Source organism: Polyangium spumosum, assembly GCF_009649845.1.
In the GTDB taxonomy this organism is placed as follows: domain Bacteria; phylum Myxococcota_A; class Polyangia; order Polyangiales; family Polyangiaceae; genus Polyangium; species Polyangium spumosum.
Map to the genome: position 1 here is coordinate 25794 of NZ_WJIE01000016.1, position 16523 is coordinate 42316.

The 16523-nt window shown below is 69.7% G+C and carries 13 protein-coding genes; 4 read left to right on the plus strand and 9 right to left on the minus strand.

Translation table 11 applies throughout. From position 1 onward, the window contains the following. Nucleotides 1-95: 95 nt before the first annotated feature. Nucleotides 96-1037 (plus strand): CE1 family esterase, encoded by a 942-nt coding sequence (locus tag GF068_RS35635; protein WP_153824004.1) that lies wholly within the window; start codon nt 96-98, stop codon nt 1035-1037. Nucleotides 1038-1541: 504 nt separating this feature from the next. Here GF068_RS35635 and GF068_RS35640 read toward each other — a convergent pair. From GF068_RS35640 to GF068_RS35650, 3 genes are read right to left on the minus strand one after another with little or no spacing between them, the layout of a single operon-like run. Next, nucleotides 1542-2105: a hypothetical protein gene (locus GF068_RS35640; protein ID WP_153824005.1), complete on the minus strand. Its 564-nt coding sequence runs from the start codon at nt 2103-2105 to the stop codon at nt 1542-1544. Further along, nucleotides 2102-2698, minus strand: coding sequence for a hypothetical protein (locus GF068_RS35645; protein WP_153824006.1), 597 nt, complete (start codon nt 2696-2698; stop codon nt 2102-2104). Before GF068_RS35645 ends, GF068_RS35640 begins: the two co-directional genes overlap by 4 nt. 21 nt (nt 2699-2719) lie before the next feature. Further along, nucleotides 2720-3310 carry a hypothetical protein gene (locus tag GF068_RS35650; protein WP_153824007.1) on the minus strand — a complete coding sequence of 197 codons (591 nt, stop codon included), beginning with the start codon at nt 3308-3310 and terminating at the stop codon, nt 2720-2722. 186 nt (nt 3311-3496) lie between these two features. Here GF068_RS35650 and GF068_RS35655 point away from each other — a divergent pair, with 186 nt between their 5' ends. The 3 genes from GF068_RS35655 (at nt 3497) to GF068_RS35665 (ending at nt 6421) form a co-directional block, all read left to right on the plus strand. Then, nucleotides 3497-4270, plus strand: coding sequence for a hypothetical protein (locus GF068_RS35655; RefSeq protein ID WP_153824008.1), 774 nt, complete (start codon nt 3497-3499; stop codon nt 4268-4270). 672 nt (nt 4271-4942) lie between these two features. After that, nucleotides 4943-5728: a GNAT family N-acetyltransferase gene (locus GF068_RS35660; protein ID WP_153824009.1), complete on the plus strand. Its 786-nt coding sequence runs from the start codon at nt 4943-4945 to the stop codon at nt 5726-5728. 15 nt (nt 5729-5743) lie between these two features. Next, nucleotides 5744-6421 (plus strand): iron-containing redox enzyme family protein, encoded by a 678-nt coding sequence (locus tag GF068_RS35665; protein ID WP_153824010.1) that lies wholly within the window; start codon nt 5744-5746, stop codon nt 6419-6421. On the opposite strand, the gene GF068_RS35670 is transcribed toward GF068_RS35665, so the two are convergent. The 6 genes from GF068_RS35670 to GF068_RS35695 form a co-directional block, all read right to left on the minus strand. Continuing rightward, nucleotides 6393-7469 (minus strand): helix-turn-helix domain-containing protein, encoded by a 1077-nt coding sequence (locus tag GF068_RS35670; RefSeq protein WP_170319871.1) that lies wholly within the window; start codon nt 7467-7469, stop codon nt 6393-6395. The genes GF068_RS35665 and GF068_RS35670 overlap by 29 nt on opposite strands. Nucleotides 7470-7492: 23 nt before the next feature. After that, on the minus strand, nt 7493-9016 hold the full coding sequence (locus tag GF068_RS35675; RefSeq protein WP_153824012.1) for a sigma 54-interacting transcriptional regulator: 1524 nt from the start codon (nt 9014-9016) through the stop codon (nt 7493-7495). A 335-nt stretch (nt 9017-9351) separates the two neighbouring features. Further along, nucleotides 9352-10491 carry a peptidoglycan-binding protein gene (locus tag GF068_RS35680; RefSeq protein ID WP_153824013.1) on the minus strand — a complete coding sequence of 380 codons (1140 nt, stop codon included), beginning with the start codon at nt 10489-10491 and terminating at the stop codon, nt 9352-9354. 76 nt (nt 10492-10567) lie between these two features. Continuing rightward, a complete protein-coding gene (locus tag GF068_RS35685; RefSeq protein WP_153824014.1) occupies nt 10568-13180 on the minus strand; it encodes a polynucleotide kinase-phosphatase in 2613 nt (870 codons plus the stop codon). Continuing rightward, a complete protein-coding gene (locus GF068_RS35690; protein ID WP_153824015.1) occupies nt 13177-14574 on the minus strand; it encodes a 3' terminal RNA ribose 2'-O-methyltransferase Hen1 in 1398 nt (465 codons plus the stop codon). The genes GF068_RS35685 and GF068_RS35690 overlap by 4 nt, the downstream gene beginning before the upstream one ends. Nucleotides 14575-14617: 43 nt before the next feature. Then, the gene (locus tag GF068_RS35695; protein ID WP_153824016.1) at nt 14618-16489 is read right to left on the minus strand and encodes a MopE-related protein; all 1872 of its coding nucleotides are present in this window, start codon (nt 16487-16489) and stop codon (nt 14618-14620) included. Nucleotides 16490-16523 lie beyond the last annotated feature (34 nt).

Genomic DNA, 16523 nt, shown 5'->3' on the forward strand with positions numbered 1-16523 from the left:
AGGAGAGCTCCAACCACGAACCCGAGAAACCTCATCGCGTCACCTCGGGCCGAACGTACCACGTCCCGGCGCTCGATGTGCGGTAAGCTCGCGCCATGACGCGCTTCCACCGCTGCCTTGTCCTCGTTTCCACATCACTGCTCCTCCTCGCGGCCTGCACCTCGGCCCCCCCGTCTTCGAGCGGCGGCGCTGGCGCCGGCGGCACCGGCGGCGACGGTGGGGCCGGCGGCGAAGCGGGCGACCTCATCGTCGGCGGCGATCGCCCTGTGACCGTACACGTCCCGCCCGGCCTCGACCCGGCCAAACCCTCGCCGCTCGTGATCCTTCTGCACGGTTATGGCGCCTCTGGCTTCGTCCAGGAGCTCCTTTTCCAGTTGAAGCCCCAGGCCGACGCGCACGGCTTCCTGTACGCGCACCCCGACGGCACGGTCGACGCGAATTCGAAGCGATTCTGGAACGCGACCGACGCCTGCTGCAATTTCGGCGGCGCTGCCGTGGACGACGTCGCGTACCTCTCGGGCCTCGTCGCGGAGATCGGGCAGCATTACAAGGTCGACCCGAAGCGCGTCTATTTCCTGGGCCACTCCAACGGCGGCTTCATGTCGCACCGGATGGCCTGCGACCGCTCGGACCTCGTCGCCGCCGTCGCGAGCCTCGCCGGCGCGACCTACGGCGACCCGTCGCAATGCACGGCGGAGAAGACCGTCGCGGTGCTGCAGATCCACGGCACGGTGGACGACACGGTGCTCTACGAGGGCGGCGCGCTCGCGGGCGTGGGTTATCCGGGCGCGGTGGCGACGACCGAATCGTGGGCGCAAAAAAACGGCTGCGCGCTCATGGCGTCGCCGGGGGAGGCGCTCGACATCGAGGCGACGCTCGACGGCGCCGAGACGAGCGTTTCGAAGTACGAGGCGGGTTGCAAGGCGGGAGGGGCGGCGGAGCTCTGGACGATCGACGGCGGGACACACGTGCCGGGGCTCGGGGCGAATTTCGCGCCGAAGGTGGTGGAGTGGCTGCTTTCGCATCCGAAGGAGTGAGGGGGTAAGGAGACGCGTGATGGCCAAAAAGGGACGAGCAAACGCTTCGCCTGCGGGAAGCCGGCTGGTGAAGCGTCACCAGAGGGCGAATGACGAGCGCGACGGCAGAACCATCAAGCTTGTTGTGACCGGACCTGCGGGAACGCGTACCGAACCGATGCCGAAACGGGTTCCCGTCCACAAGAATGTGCGCCCGCCCGATGAGCATCCCCGCCCCTCGCTCAAGGACAAGCGAAGGTCATCGGTACCAAGCTATGAACTTTGCTATGCGTGCACGGCCTTCGGAAAGGTCAGACGGTATCGAACGGACGTCGGCCATGTTCATCTCTGCGATGAATGTGCGGAAAAGGCACACGAGGAAACCTTCGGGTTTCGCCACGACGTACGTACAATCCGAGGCGGTGGGGTCGAAACAAACCTGAGAAAGCATTGAAGGTGCGACGACCCGCTTGGGATGCGGGCCCCGTAGCTCGCAGGGAGCACGGGCGGCGAGGGCTGCAAGGGCTACGCCGGCTCGACCCAGGTCCAGACGTCCGAGAAGAGGCAGATGTAGATCGTGGCGGTTCCGAACCCCACCACCCCGACTGCCACGTCCGGCACGACTTCATTTCCTAGCTCCGGCGGGATCGTCTGATATCCGGGGTACGTCTTCTCGATCTCTTCTGCGATCACCGCCGGCTTCTCATCGGCCTCGCCCCTGTCGTGGATTCCGTAATAGGGCCCGAGCAGGCTCACGTGGAAGCTGAGTGAAGCTTTGCGGCCGGGAACGGGCTCCAGATCCTTGGGGCGATAGAGGCGGGCCGAGTAGGCCGGCTCGGTCCACCCCGCGAAGAGGCTGAGCGATTCATCTCGAACGCGATGTCGAGCATACAGGCGGGTGAGCATCGCGTTCCACGTCGGGTACTCCGCGCGGCCGCGGTTGGCGGCTTCCACCAGGCGACGGTGCTCCTCCGTGTCCTCGTAAAAGGGCTCGCCGGGAGGGACATACATGCGGTCGAAGTTACGCACACCCCGCGGGTAGAAGCGGTAGACGAGGTCGAGCAGCTCGGAGCGAGTTCTTTTTGTCATAGCTTCACCGTGGCGCCAAGGTTCGGGTACATGGACTTGAACGTTGCCTTCACCTTCGTGCGGAACGTATCGCAGAAGATCCCCGGCGGGAGGTTGAAGTCCATACCGTAGGCGACCTCCTCCGTGACGTTGACGCTCATGGTGGCCGCGAGGCTCGCCGAGATCATCCCCATCTTCTCGGGCCGGAGCGGCATTCCGATGGTGAGGGGGCAGATCCACGTGGAGCTGCCACTCCTGCGCTTCTTGATGAACTCCAGGTTTGCCTTGGCCTCCTGCCATCCGCCGGCCAGGCCCATGCCGTCATCCGGGACGATGGTGACGAACGGGAACTCCGAGGGGCTGAAGCGCACGACGGTGACCGACCCCATCGCCACGCATGGGTTCTCGGTTGCTTCGGCCGCGAGCGGCTCCCCCCCGGGCGGCGTGAGGAAATCTCCCCCCGTCGTCGCACCGACCCCGGATCCGATCGGGATCGGCTGCTCATCCTCGAAGCCGCCCGACGTGTTGACCCAGCATTCATCCGGGTCGACGGTGTTGCACCCGGCCACGACCATCACGAGGAGCGAAGCGATCGAACGGAACAACGTACGCATGGGAAGATCCTTTCTATCTGGTCAGCGACGAGCTCCAAACCGAACGATGGGCCCCGCAGAGCAACGCACCGAGACGCCGCTCCACACGGCATACGCGGCGCCCGTGATCCACGCGGCCGCGCAGTCGACCGAGACGCCGAGAGTTCCCGAGAGGTACGCGCCGAAGACGTCGAGCCGCAAGCTGGCCCCTGGCGCGACTCCCTGCACCTGGCCGCAGAGCCGCGGGCCGCAGATCGGGAGCGAATACGCCGCGAGGGAGAGCCCTGCGCTCACGTTCACGCGCTCCCAGGAGAGACCGACGCCGACCGTGGTCTCGTTGTTGACCCCGAAGCGTCCGCCATTCGCGCCGAGAAACGAGACGGTGTCGCGCGCGACGAAAAACCCGCGCTCGCCGCGAAGGCTGAGGCTCGCGCTCGGGCTGATGGCGAATCTGCCCTGCGTGATGCCTGCTGCGAGCACGCCGAAGCCAGCTCCCCCCGAGAACTCGACGCCCATCTCGGCGCGGGCGCTCTCGCTGAACGAGAGCAGCGCTGCCAGGGTGATCGGAAACAAGAACGCCCAGGCCCGCCGGACATGGAACCCAGCGGCGATGTCCTCGTTCTGAAGAGCCATGACACGCTCCCTCCCCGTCGCAGCACGCGCCTCGTGTCACAGTGGGGGAGGCTACAGGGACCAACGCGACACGAGCAACCGTTTTCCGGGCACCCAACGACAGGCCGATTCGCGTCTGCCCCCGCCTTTCCGACTTGCCACGTATTCACGTACCGCGTTAATCTCCGCTGCTCGGAGAACCCGTCAATGTCGAAACCGAAGCTCAGCGAGCAAGTCCAGAATCAGATTCGCGTCAGCGAGAGGGTCGCGGCGTCCGCCCGGACGCACGGGCCTGCCATTTCGCCGATCCTCGCCGCGTACGCGGAGGAGGTCCAGGGGCCGGAGACGAAGGCCACGGTCGAGGCATTCCAGACGGTCTTCGGCGTGCTCGCCGACGGCCTCGATCGGCGCACGGCGGCGCTGCGCGAGACCGAACTCGCCCTCGCCGGCGAGCGCGCCGACGACGGACCCGTCCGCGCGACCCGGGACCAGAAGGCCGCCGCGCTCACGGCCCTGCTCTCGCAGCTCCGCCGGGCGGTCGACGACCACCTCGGCGCCGACGCGCTCGCGACCTACGGGCTCGCCACCGAATCGCCTCGTGTCCCGGCGAAGCTCCTCCAGTACGGCATCAACGTGGCGCGCCAGCTCGGCGAATTCCCGAGATCGGTCGTCTCGCCGCTCGGCACCACGTTCGATACCAAGCTCGCCCTCGACGTCCTGAAGACGCATTGCAAGGAGCTCGAGGCCGCCGTCGCGGACGATCATCGCGAGGCGCGGGAGCTGGAGACCGCGCTCGCCGCTCGCAATCGCGCGACGGCCGCGTGGTCCGATACCTACCAGGGCACGGCTTCCTCCCTCGAAGGGCTCTACCGGCTGGCCGGCTATCGGGACCTCGCCGAGAAGGTCCGGCCGACGCACCGCAAGCTCCGCGGCGAAGAAGAGGGCCCCGAGCTCGACGTGGCCACGCCGGACGCCGACTGAGCCTCGTTCACCGAATCTGGCGCCTCCGCGACGACCGCGAACGCGACGGTTTCGGTCGCAGTCGCCTCCGCGGCGACCACGAAGGTACTTTTTCCGTCAAAGACGCCTCTGCGACGCCCGCGAAGGCGCGCGGGTCGGCGCCGCGCGGGTCCGCGGCGACCGCGAACGCGTCTCGCCACGAAAAAACGGGCCCGCGGCGGCCCCCAAGGCGTCCCCTTCCGAGACAACACGACCGCGGCCGCCGCGAAGACGTCCGCGACCGAAACCTCGGCACCGCGGCCGCCGCGGAGCGGTTTCCCACCACGACTTCGGGTCCGCGGCCGCCGCGGAGCCGTTTCCCACCCGGACTTCGGCCTCGTGGTCCGCCCCCGCCCCGCCCCCCCCCTTCCGTCCCCCGCACCCCGCGGCTCGTACGTCGCGCGTTTCTTGCGTGATCACGCAAACCCGCGCGTGCACATCGACCCGCCCCGAAGGCTCTCCCCTCCGCTGCTGCACGCGCCCGGATCCACCTCGTCCCCATTCCTCGACGTACCTGCATCCATCCGGATCCACCTCGCCCCCGTTTCTCCCGGCGTTCGCCCCGAAAACCCCTCCCGCTGTCCAGGCACGACGCCTGCAATCAGAGCCTCCTCGCGACGGAGCCCATTTTCGCGGTCGTCGCTGGAGGATCTCATGTCGAACATCCGCTGCATCATCGCCGAAACCCAGAGACACCTCGACGACGCCGTCCGCGTCCGCTTCGACGTCTTCGCTCGCGAGCTCGGCTACCTCGATTCGAGCGACCACGTCACCCCGCGCGAGCTCGATCCCTTCGATACCCTCTCCACCACCCTCCACCTCGTCGCTTATGACGGCGACCTCGCCGTCGGCACCCTCCGCCTCCTCCTCCCCAACCCCGAGATCGCCGCCACGAATGGCGCCGCCTTCGGCCTCTCCGTCGAGTCCCATTTCGACCTCGCCCCGCTCGCCGCTGCAGGCCTCCGGCTCGCCGAGACCTCCCGGTATTGCGTCCGCGCCACCCACAGAAACTCCATGGCCACGGCCGAGCTCCACGCCGCCGCCGTCCACCTGAGCCGCGTCCTCGGCGTCGACCACTGGATTGCCGCGGCAAACACCGAGACCGACGGCCTCGAGGACGCCCGCCTCATGCAACACGTCGCCGCCGAGCTCGGCTTCGTTCGGAACGATCTCCTCCTCTCCCCTCGCCTCCCGCCGCCGCTCCCCCCCGCCGCGCCGCGACGACCCTTCTTCGACGATCAGGCGCGAAATCAGGCGAAGACCTCGCCCTCGCGATCACGACTCCCCCGCACCCTCGACCTCTACACCCGCCGCATGCGCGCCCGCCTCGTCGGCCCTCCCGTCTACGACCCGCGCTTCCGCATGTGCGCCCTCCCCCTCCTCGCGGCCGTCGCCGAGCAACGCATCGTCCGGCGCCACGCGGGATCCATTGCCGCTTGAACGATAAGGAGCATCATGATGACCTCCCTCACCGACACCCTCGACCACACCGTCTCGGACCTGCTCCGCGCCCTCGACGCGCACCCCGCCGCCCGCCGCCTCCTCGAAGGAGACCTCTCCACCGACGAGTACGCGGCCTTCCTCGGACAAACGTATCTCTACGTCCGCCATACCCGCCCCTTGCTCCGCCGCGCCGGCGAGCGGCTCGCGCGAGCGGGCACGTCCCCCGACCTCGCTCGGCTCTTCCTGCAAAAAGCCGAGGAGGAGCAGGGACACGAGGCGTGGGCCCTCGAAGACCTCGCCCGCATCGGCCGCCCCCTCGAATCCGGCGCGCCCCCGCGGCCCTCGTACGCCGTCGCCGCTTACGTCGCGTGGAACCAGTTCCAGGTCGAGGCCGGCTCGCCCCTCGCCTTCCTCGGCACCGCCTACGTCCTCGAAGCCCTCTCCCTCGCCCGCGCCGGCAAGGCCGCCGAGCGCCTCGTCGCGCGGGGGCGTATCGCCGGCATCGAGCGCGGCGTCCGCTTCCTCCGCGGACACGCCGACGCCGACGAGGGGCACGTCGACGCCCTGCGCAGCCTCTTCGCGCGGCTCGACTCCACCGAAGACCGCCGCGCCATCGCGCTCTCGGCGGCCGTCACGGCGGCGCTCTACCTCGGGATGTTCTCTACCGCTGGCGCCACGCCATGTGAATGAGGGCGGCGCGGTTCGGGATGCCGAGCTTGTCGAAGATGTGGGAGAAATGCTTCTTCACGGTGAGCTCCGTGATGCCGAGCTCGGAGGCGATGAGCGCGTTGTCCCAGCACACGCGCTCGGCGACCTTGAGCTCCGCCGCCGTCAGGACCTTCAGCCACGCGGCGGGGACCGGCACGAGCTGGGGGACCTCCTCGAGCACCATCACGAACGACCCGCCGCTGAAGCTCGGCAGCGTCTGAATCGACACCTTCAGCTCGGCGTGCGCGCCGCTCCGCCAGAACGGATCCGGCGGCAGCGCAGGCTTTTGCTTCACCATCGACGCGAGGCGCGCGGCGAGCGGGGCGGGCAACGCGCCCTCGAACTCGGTCGGCTTGAACCAGGCCTCGAGCATCTTCTCCGCGCTCGCCGTCCGCGCGATCTCCGCGCCCGACGGCCCGAACACGATCGCCTCGTGCCCGAGCCCCGAGAGGATGCCGTCGAGCAACGACGCCCGCTTCGCCATCGCCCCGAAGCTCCGGCAGTTCTTCACCGCGTTCGTGAAATACCGCGGCAGCTCCTGCAGGATCGCGCGCTCGCGGTCCGAGAATGGGATCCGCTTGTCCCGGTAGAGGATGAGCCCCCCGTGCCACGAAGGATCCTCGCGCAGCATGACGGCCATCACGTGCTCGAGCCGCATGCCGATGTCGCGGCAGTGGTTGTAGAGGTAGCTCCGCTCCATGGCCACGCGCGGGAGCATCTCGGTGTCGCGAAGCACCTCGTTCGGCCGCTCGGCCACGGCGATCCGGACGAAGTCGTGCGGGACCATCTCGCCGTAGCCCTGGAAAAACCCCTCGGGCATCTCGGCGACCGCCCAGTCGTAGACGGCCTGCCCTTCGGGCCGGCTCACGCAGAGCGCCCCGTGATCCGCCGGCACGAGCCGCGAGAGCAGGCCATACGCCCGGCCGAGCACCTCGTGCAGATCGAGAGATCCGCCGAGCTCCGCCACGAGGTCGAACATGAGGCCCTGCTCATGCTGCGTGAGATCCGGAGGCCCCCTCATGCGCGCCATGATGAACCCTCTCGGGCCGCGATTCAACGTCCGCCTTCGTCTCGGCCCTTCGAACCCGGTCCGCTCCGCCCGGCCACGTGGGGCCACGAGCGCGCCTCGGGCGAGGCCAGCGGATGCTTCCGATACCATTGATAAAGCGCGTGCCCCGGCGGCGGCGGCGCCCCGCCCCCATCGGCTCCCCCGCCTCCCTTTTCATCGGGCGCGACGTCCTCGTTGCTCGACCGGATCTCGTACTTTCGCATCATCTTCTGGACGAACGCCCGCCCCACGCCCGCGATCCTCGCGGCTTGCGACACGTTGTACCCCGTCTCCCGCAGCGCCCGCTCCACGTAGGCCCGCTTGTAGGCGTTCTCCATGTGCGAGAGCCCCACGTGCAGAGGCAACTCGAGGTTCACCGGGAACCTCGCCGAAGGCGCCTCCTCCGTGTCGTCCGCTGCCCAGGGCGGCTCGTCGAGCCCGAGCGAGAGCATCATCTCCACCTTGTTCCGGAGCTCCCGCACGTTCCCCGGCCAGGGCCGCGGGTGGGCCTTCATTCGCTCGAGCACCTCGTTTGGCAGGAGCGGCGGCGCGTCCTTCCGCCCTTGCCATTCCTTCTCGAAATGGCGCACGAGCAGGGGGATGTCGTCGAGCCGCTCCCGCAAGGGCGGCACCTTCACCTGCACGACGGCCAGCCGATAATAAAGATCCTCGCGGAACCTCCCGCGCTCGACCTCGGCCGAGAGCGAGCGGTTCGTCGCCGCCACGATCCGCACGTCCGCCCGCCGCGGCTCGTTCTCGCCGACCCGGGTGATCGTGCGGGTCTCCAGCGCCCGGAGCAGCTTCGGCTGAAGCGAGAGGGGCAGCTCGCCGATCTCGTCGAGGAACAACGTCCCGCCGTGCGCCGCCTCGAAGCGGCCCACGCGGTTCTCGGTGGCGCCCGTGAAGCCGCCGCGCCGGTGGCCGAAGAGCTCGCTCTCCAGCACGCCCGCGCTCACCGACGAGCAATCGAAGACCATGAACGGCCCGCTCGCGCGCGCGCTCTCCTTGTGGATCGCCGCGGCCACGAGCTCCTTGCCCGTCCCCGTCTCCCCCTCGACGAGCACCGTCGCGTTCGTCTTCGCGACCCGCTCGAGCAGCGCGAAGAGCCGCCGCATCGGCACGCTGGCGCCGACGAGCCCCCCGAAGCTCGTGCGGGACGAGAGCGGCAGCACCACCACGTCTCGGATCATCTGCAGCCGCAGCCCCGAGGTGCCGAGCCCGATCGCCGAGTCGGGCCGGGCGTAGGCGTCGCGGATCCGGACGCCGTCGACCGACGTCCCATTGCGGCTGCTCGTGTCGATCACACGCAAGAGATCGCCCTCGATGCGGAGGAGCAGGTGGTGCCGGCTCACGGTCGGGTCGTCGAGGACGAGATCACAGTCCTTCCCGCTCCCGACCTTCACCTCCGGCCCGAGCACCTCCGTGACGACCCCTGCCATGGGCCCTCGGCTCACCTCGACGCGGATTTTATGCGTCCGGAGCTCGAGCCCCCTGTCGGCCTCCATGGTCCAGGTATTCCAGTCCTTCATAAGAGAACCGTTGTAACCGAGCCGCCACGCGCCGGACAAAAATGACGCAATCCGGCGTCCGTCTCCGGTGCATAGCAACTTGCATCACCGAAGCACTACGACGAAAGTGGTATGAAGGCGACGTGGGCGGGAGCCGTAATCCCTTTTGGCAGGGGCGAGAAGCGACGCTCCGAGCGAGCCAGGGGCGACGGCGATAAGGCTCACCAGATGGCTACCACGAAAGTGGTACGAAGCCTCGGAGCAAACGAGCCGTATCCCCTCATGAGAGGCCGAAGTCGGGGGGGCGCAACGAACGCGACGAACGCGACGAACGCGACGAACGCGACGGGCACGGGTCAGCTTCGGATCGTGGCGCCGAACACGTTCTTGGCGAAATCGGTGTAGGTCATGCGGACGCGCCCTCCGCCTTCCGGCAGCGCGACGCGGGGCGGTTTGTCGCCGCCGTCGTCCCGACCCCACGGGTTTCGGAGGACGATGGAAGCCGGCTTGCCGTCCTTGCCCGCCTCGAGCCACTCGACCGAGCACCAGTGGTACGAGTTGAACTGGAGGATCACGGGCACCTTCTCGCCCCGCGCCGCCGCCCTGGCCACGAGCCCGGCGACCTCGTCCCCGGGCCGCGAGAGCGTGGTCACGCTCGTGAACGGCACGCCCAGGATGGCCTGAAAAAGGCTCGTGAAGCCATACACCGCCATCTGGCTGTCGCCGCGCATGGCCGCCCAGAACGTGTCGTCGTCGTCCGGGTTGTCGTAATCGAAGAGCCAGCTCATCGCCGATGCGTGGTTCATGATCGCCGACTGGAAGAGCCGGTCGAGGTCCACGCGCCCCGATTCGTCCCGCGAGATCGCGCTGCGCGGCATCACGAGCTTCTTGCCCGACCGGAGCGTGACCTCGCGCTCCTGCCGCGTGATGCCGTCGACGAGCCGCACGAGCTCGGCCGGATCTCGCCGCAAGAGCAGATACTCCATCACCCCGGCGCCACACGTCCCGCGCCCCCGGCCCTGCTGCACCCGGAGCGGGTTGTCGACGTGGCGGATCACCTGCCCGAGCAAGAGCTCCGGCTCGATGCCCGCCTCGAGGAGCAGCGCCGGGTTTCGTGGCGTCCGCGCGAACGTCCCGAGGTGCGGCAAGAGCTTGCCCTCGTGCAGGCGCCCCGCCGAGAGGAGCCGCTCGAGCGCCGCGTTCGCGGGCGCGTCGTCGCCGATCGCCCCTCGCACGGCGTCGAAGAGCCCCGCCCGATCGGCAGGCAGCGGCCCCTTCGCGGCTCCGCCCCCACGATCCGCGGCCGGCGGCGGCGAGTCCGGGTCCGCCACGGCCCCGGGCCCCGGGCCCCGAAGCTCCGCCGCGTCCTCGAAGAACGCCACGTCCTTCGGCGAAGGCCCGCCCGTCGCCTCCTCCGCCGCGACCTCGGTCCGCGGCGGCGCGCCGCCGATCGCCGCCGCCATCGCCTCGTGAAGCTTCTGCTTGCCGTCGCTCATTTCGATCCTCCGGTGGGCGCGTGGCCGCCACGCGAATACGATAGCAAACGCTCCCCCATGACGCCCGGGTAGGACATCAAAGTCGCGGATCGACCGGCTCGCTCTCCAGGGCGAGGATCGCAAAGACACATTCGTGTACCCGCCGCAGCGGCTCGCCCCGGACGAAACGCTCGAGCGCCTCGACGCCGAGCGCGAGCTCACGGAGCGCGAGCGACCGCTTCGCGCCGAGGCCACGATTGCGGAGCCGCGAGAGGTTCTCCGGCAAATCGTACTCCGGCCCATAAATGATCCGGAGATACTCACGGCCGCGGCATTTCACCGCCGGCTGCACGAGCCCACGTTTGCCCCGGGCGAGGAAGGAGATCGGCTTCACGACCATCCCCTCGCCGCCCTCCGAGGTGAGCTCCTCCCACCACATCACGCCCGCCCGCTCGCTCTCCTCGTCGCCGGGCGTGACCTCCACGTGCTCCGTGCAGCAGAGGACCTCTCGCCCGTCCGCCTCCGCGAGCCGCGCCGCCGTTCGCAGGTGGAAGAGATGGTCCTGATCGACGAACACGCGCCCCTCGGCCGCGAGCAGATGAAAAGGTGCGACGCGATAATCCTCGATACGCTCGACGGGCCAGCAGTACGGCGCGTAAGCGTCGACGTAGCGCGAAGCGGCCCGCGCCCGCGCCTGCATCCGCTCGAGGAGCGCGCCGGCCTCGATCCCGCGCGCCTGCGCCTGCGAGAGCGCCTCGACCGCGCCCCCGAGCGAGGACCGGGCCGCGCTGCCCACGGGGGCGTATTGCGTCCGGACGAGCGCCTGCGCCTTCGCCGACCACGGCATGATCTCGGCGTCGAGCACGAACCACGGCCCGATCTCCTCGAAGAGCCCGCTCGCCTCGGCCGCGCGCCGCAAGCGCGAGAGCAGCGCCTCTTCGAGCGCCCGATCGTCGAAGAATGGCCTCCCCGTGCGCGTGTACACGATGCCCGCGCGGCCGTCCGTCGCGCCAAACCGCTTCTTCGCCGTCGCGTCGTCGCGACAGACGACGATCACGGCCCGCGAGCCCATGTGTTTCTGTTCGCAGATGACGCGCGGGACGTCATTCCGCCGGAAATACGCGAACGCCTCGGCCGGGTGCTCCAGCGTGCCCGGGAGCTCGCTCGTCTCGGTCGGGGACATCGTCGGCGGCAGGTGGACGAGCCAGCGCGGATCGACGGCGAACCGGCTCATCACCTCCAGCGCCGCCGCCGCGTTCTCCTCGCGCACCGTGACCCACCGGGCGAGGCGCGTGTTCACGGGCCGCTTGCCGATCACGTCCTCGATGTCGAGCGTATCGTCGTGCTGCTGCTGCGCTGTGCGATCTCCCTCGGAGGTCGCGGGGACGAGCGGCCTCTTGGGCTCGCAATATGGACGCGCCGCCGGCACGCTGACGATCTCGCGCTCGGGGTACCGCAGCGCCGTGAGCGCGCCGCCGAAGACGCAGCCCGTGTCGATGCAGATCGTGTTGTTGAGCCAGTCGGCCGTGGGGACGGGCGTGTGGCCATACACGACCGTCGCGCGGCCGCGATAATCGGCCGCCCAGTCGTGCCGCACGGGCAAACCATATTCGTCCGTCTCGCCCGTCGTGTCCCCGTAGAGGCCGAACTCGCGCACGCCGCCCGAGGAGCGCCCCTGCATGGACGCCTTCATCCCGGCGTGCGCCACGCAGAGCTTGCCGTCGTCGAGCACGTAATGGCTCACGAGCTCGTCGATGAAGCGCGCCACGTCGGCCTTGAAGGCGTCCGTCACGCCCTCGAATTCGGCGAGCGTCTCGGCGAGGCCGTGCGTGACCGCGACCTTCCGACCCCGCAAGACCTTGAGCAACTTCACCTCGTGGTTGCCCGGCACGCAGAGCGCGGCCCCGCTCGCGACGGCCGTCATGACGAGGCGCAAGACGTCCACGATCCGCGGACCCCGATCGACGAGATCCCCGAGGAAAATGAGGCGCCGGCCCGGCGGCGCGGTCACGCGGACGCCGTGCGGGGCCGCCGCGGGATCCCACGCGACCGTGTAGCCGAGGTCCTCGAGCAGCGCCTCGAGCTCGTCGCAGCAGCCGTGCACGTCGCCGATGACGTCGAAGGGCCCGTGCTCGTCGCGCCGATCGGTCCAGAGGCGGGTGCGCTCGAGGGTCACGTCCTCGATTTCCTCGGGCCTCCGCAGCACGTGCACCACGCGAATGCCCTCGCGCTCGATCCCGCGCAGCGAGGCGCGTAGCTCCTGCGACTGGCGCCGCACCACGTGGGCCGCGACGTTTCGATCTGCGCGGCCCTCGTTCCGCTCGGCGCAGACCCGCTCGCCCACGTCGAGCGCGATCGCCGTGACGAAGACGTGGTGCTTGCGCGCGATCGAGACGAGCGGCTTGCGATACTCGGGCCGCACGTTCGTCGCGTCGACCACCACGAGCTTGCCGGCCTCGAGGCGTTTGTCCACGACCAGGTGCAGCACCTCGAACGCCGCCGCCGACGCGCTCTGATCGTTCTCGTCGTCCGAGACGAGCGCGCGGAAGCTGTCGGACGAGACGACCTCGGTCGGCGCGAAATGCCTCCGCGCGAAGGTGGTCTTGCCAGAGCCCGACGCGCCGAGCAGCAGGACGAGGCTCGGCGTCGGCAGGGTGATCGTGCGGCCTTTCGCGGGAGCCGTCTCCGCGCCCTGGGTTTCCGTGCTCATCGGGAGAACACCGCCATTTGCGTGGGAGAACCCAGCGTCTCGTCGATCGGCCCGATCGGGGCGAGCCGGACCGCATACCCATGGCGCGCCGCCACGCCGCCCGCCCACGCCTCGAATTCGGCGCGCGACCATTCGAACCGGTGATCCTTGTGCCGCATGCGGCCCGCGGGCAGCGCGGCGAAGAGGGCGTTGTATTCGGCGTTCGGCGTCGTCACGACGACGACGCGGGGGCGCGCGTGCTCGAAGACCACGCGCTCGAGCGCGCCGAGGCGCGAAGGTTCGAGGTGCTCGATGACCTCCACGAGCGCGGCCGCGTCGAAGCCGGAGAGGCGCGCGTCGCGGTAGAGCAACGAGCCGTGCAGGAGCTCGACGCGCTCGGATTTCCGGCCGCCGTGCCGATCGAGCTTGAGCCGCTCCGAGGCGACGTCGAGCGCGCGTTGCGAGACGTCGACGCCCACGATCCGCGTGAACGTCCGGTTTCGTACGAGCTTGCCGATGAGCTTGCCCTCGCCGCAGCCGAGGTCGAGCACCGTCACGGCGCCCTCGTCCGAGAGCGCCCGCGCCACCGCGTCGAGCCGCGCCTCGTCGAGGCGCACGGGGGCCTCGATCGCGGCCTCCTCCTCGGCGTGCGCGGAGGCCTCCGCGTCGGGATCTTTGGCCTCGCCCGCGACGAGCCGATCGAGCGCCGCGCGCGCGAGGCGCGTCCGGTGCTTGAGGTACCGACGCGCGATGAGCTCCTTTTCGGGGTGCGTCGCGAGCCACCCCTCGCCGTGGTAGACGAGCTTCTCCACCTCGTCGTCGCCGACCCAGTAATGCTTGTCGTCATCGAGCACGGGGACGAGCACGTACAGGTGCGAGAGCAGCTCCACGAGCGGGCAGCTCCTGCGCAACGTGACGTCGTGGTGCGCGCCCTCGCCCCAGGCGGGAAACCGCTCGTCGAGCGGCATTCGTTCGGCCGTGACCTCGTAACCGAGCGGCTCGAAGAGCGCGCGGAGGAGCGCCGCGCCGCCCCGGCAAGGCACCGCGGAGAGCTTTGCCTCGAGCGGGATCGGCGTGGCGACGAGCTCCGGGCGATCCTTGCAGCGCCCCGCGAGCGCCGAGCCGAGCACCTGCGCGATGGCCACGCTGAGAAACGACGACGCGGCGTAGGGCCGGTCGTTCACGTACTGATCCACGAGCCCGCCCTCGGAGGAGCCGGGCCTGCCGCGCACGAGGGCGACCGGATCGAGCTCGACGAGCAGCGCGGCCGTCACGGCCTCGTCGGCGGCCTCGGGGTAAAACACGTGCGCGCGCCCGAAAGCGAGGGGGAAGGTCTGGAGTTTGTCGGGGTGCTTGTGCAGCAAGTACCCGAGCCCCGACGCGTGTGGACCCGTGGCGCGGAGGGTGAAGAGCATGCGAAGACCGTTCGGCCGAGGGTAACAAAGCCCGGCGCCGGGGTCACCCCTCGATCGTCCCGCGGGGCGACCGTTCTTCCCGCGAGAGCCGCCTCGCGACGAACGCGGAGAGGCCGACGACGAGCACGATCGGCACGCCGCCGCCCGTCCTGCCCCGGCCCGCGCCCGAGGCCTCGCAGAACACGCCGTTGCCTTCGAAGCCCACGGTGGGCACGGGCTCGCAGGCGCCGATCGTGGAGGTCTCGGAGGTGCAGAACGACCCCGCGGGACAACCGTTGCCCCCGGCGCCGCGGCAGCCCGCCTGGCAGAGGCGCGCCGGGATGTCGCAGACGCGCCCGCTGTCCGCGGCGCCGCAATCGGCGTCCTTCGCGCATTCGTACGGCGCCGCGACACATTCGCCGATCGAGGCGTCCGTCGACGTGCAGAGCTCGCCGTAGGGGCAACCATTGCCCGATTCGCCGCGACAACCCGGCACGCAAGCGCCCGCCTCGCAGACGATACCGCTCACGGGATGGCCGCACTGAGCGTCCGCGAGGCACGGCTCCGCGCAGCCCTCGTCGATCACGTCGTCGCAGTCGTCGTCGATGCCGTTGCACATCTCGGTCGAGGGCATGCCCGGCGTCGCGCCGCAGGTCGCGGCGGAGGACGCGTCGCAGACGATCACGCCCGCCGCGAGGCACGCGCCCACGCCCACCGTGCACGGGTCGCCGAGCCCGAGGCCCTCGTCCACCTCGCCGTCGCAATCGTCATCCACGCCGTTACACGCCTCGATCGAGGGCACGCCCGGCGTCGCGTCACACGTCGTGCCGCGGGGACCGTCACACACCATGACGCCCGCCGCGAGGCACGCGCCCACGCCCACGGCGCACGGCTCCCCGAGCCCGAGGCCCTCGTCCACCTCGCCGTCGCAATCGTCGTCCACGGCATTACACGACTCGAACGCCGAAGGTTCGCCCGGGAAGGCGTCGCAGACGCTCGCCGCTTCATCGGCGCTGCACACGAGGACGCCCGATACGAGGCACGCGCCGATCCCCACGTCACAAGGCGCGCCGAGGTCGAAGCCCTCATCGACCGCGCCGTCGCAATCGTCGTCGATGGCGTTGCAGCGCTCGACGCCGGGCTCGTTGGGGAACGCGTCGCAGGACCGCGTGAGCCCGTCGCACTGGATCGAGCCCGTGGCGAGGCAAGCCCCGACGCCGACGTCACAAGGCTGGCCCGCGTCGAGGCAGTCGTAGAGGCAGGTCGCGCCATAAAGGGCGATCGAATCGGCCGCGAGCCCGGCGAGCGTGAGGGCGCCCTTCTCCGAGATCTGGTCGACCGAGAGGCTCTGCGCGTCGCTCGAAGAGCCACACGCGAGCCGGAACGGCGTCTGGTTGGCGATACCGAGATCCACGCGCGCCACGGCCCAATCGAGGAAGACATCCGCGTCTCCGCTCACCATCGAGGGGGCCACGACGGAACGCGCGTGGGTCGTCGTCGGGTAACTCTTCAGGAGCTGCGCCGAGCTCCGGAGCTCGACGAGGTCCGTGCTCCCGTCGACGCCCATGATGAGCTCGTGGCTCGAAAGGTCGCCGTCGGTGTCGATGAGACAAACCCAGCCGGACGCCTTGAAATTCGCGGGCGGCGCCTCGAGCACCACGTCGTTGATCCGCAGCCGGACGTAAAGGAAATTGGCGTCGCCCGCGAAGTACGCCGCGGCGCCGAGCGCGGGGTCGCTGACGACGTCGCGCTCGGACGCCGCATCCCCGGCGGGATCCATGACCGGCACGCCGCCGCGGACGAGCGGCTTCCAGGCCGCATCGGCGGGGAACGTCTGCGCGTGGGCCGGCTCGATCCCGAGGAACGAGGCGAGCCCGAGCGCCGCGGCGAGCAGGGCGGATCCAGCGAAGCGACGAGGGCGAAAGGTCGAGGCCATGAGACGTCCGATCGATCGTGCCGACAAGCGCGTC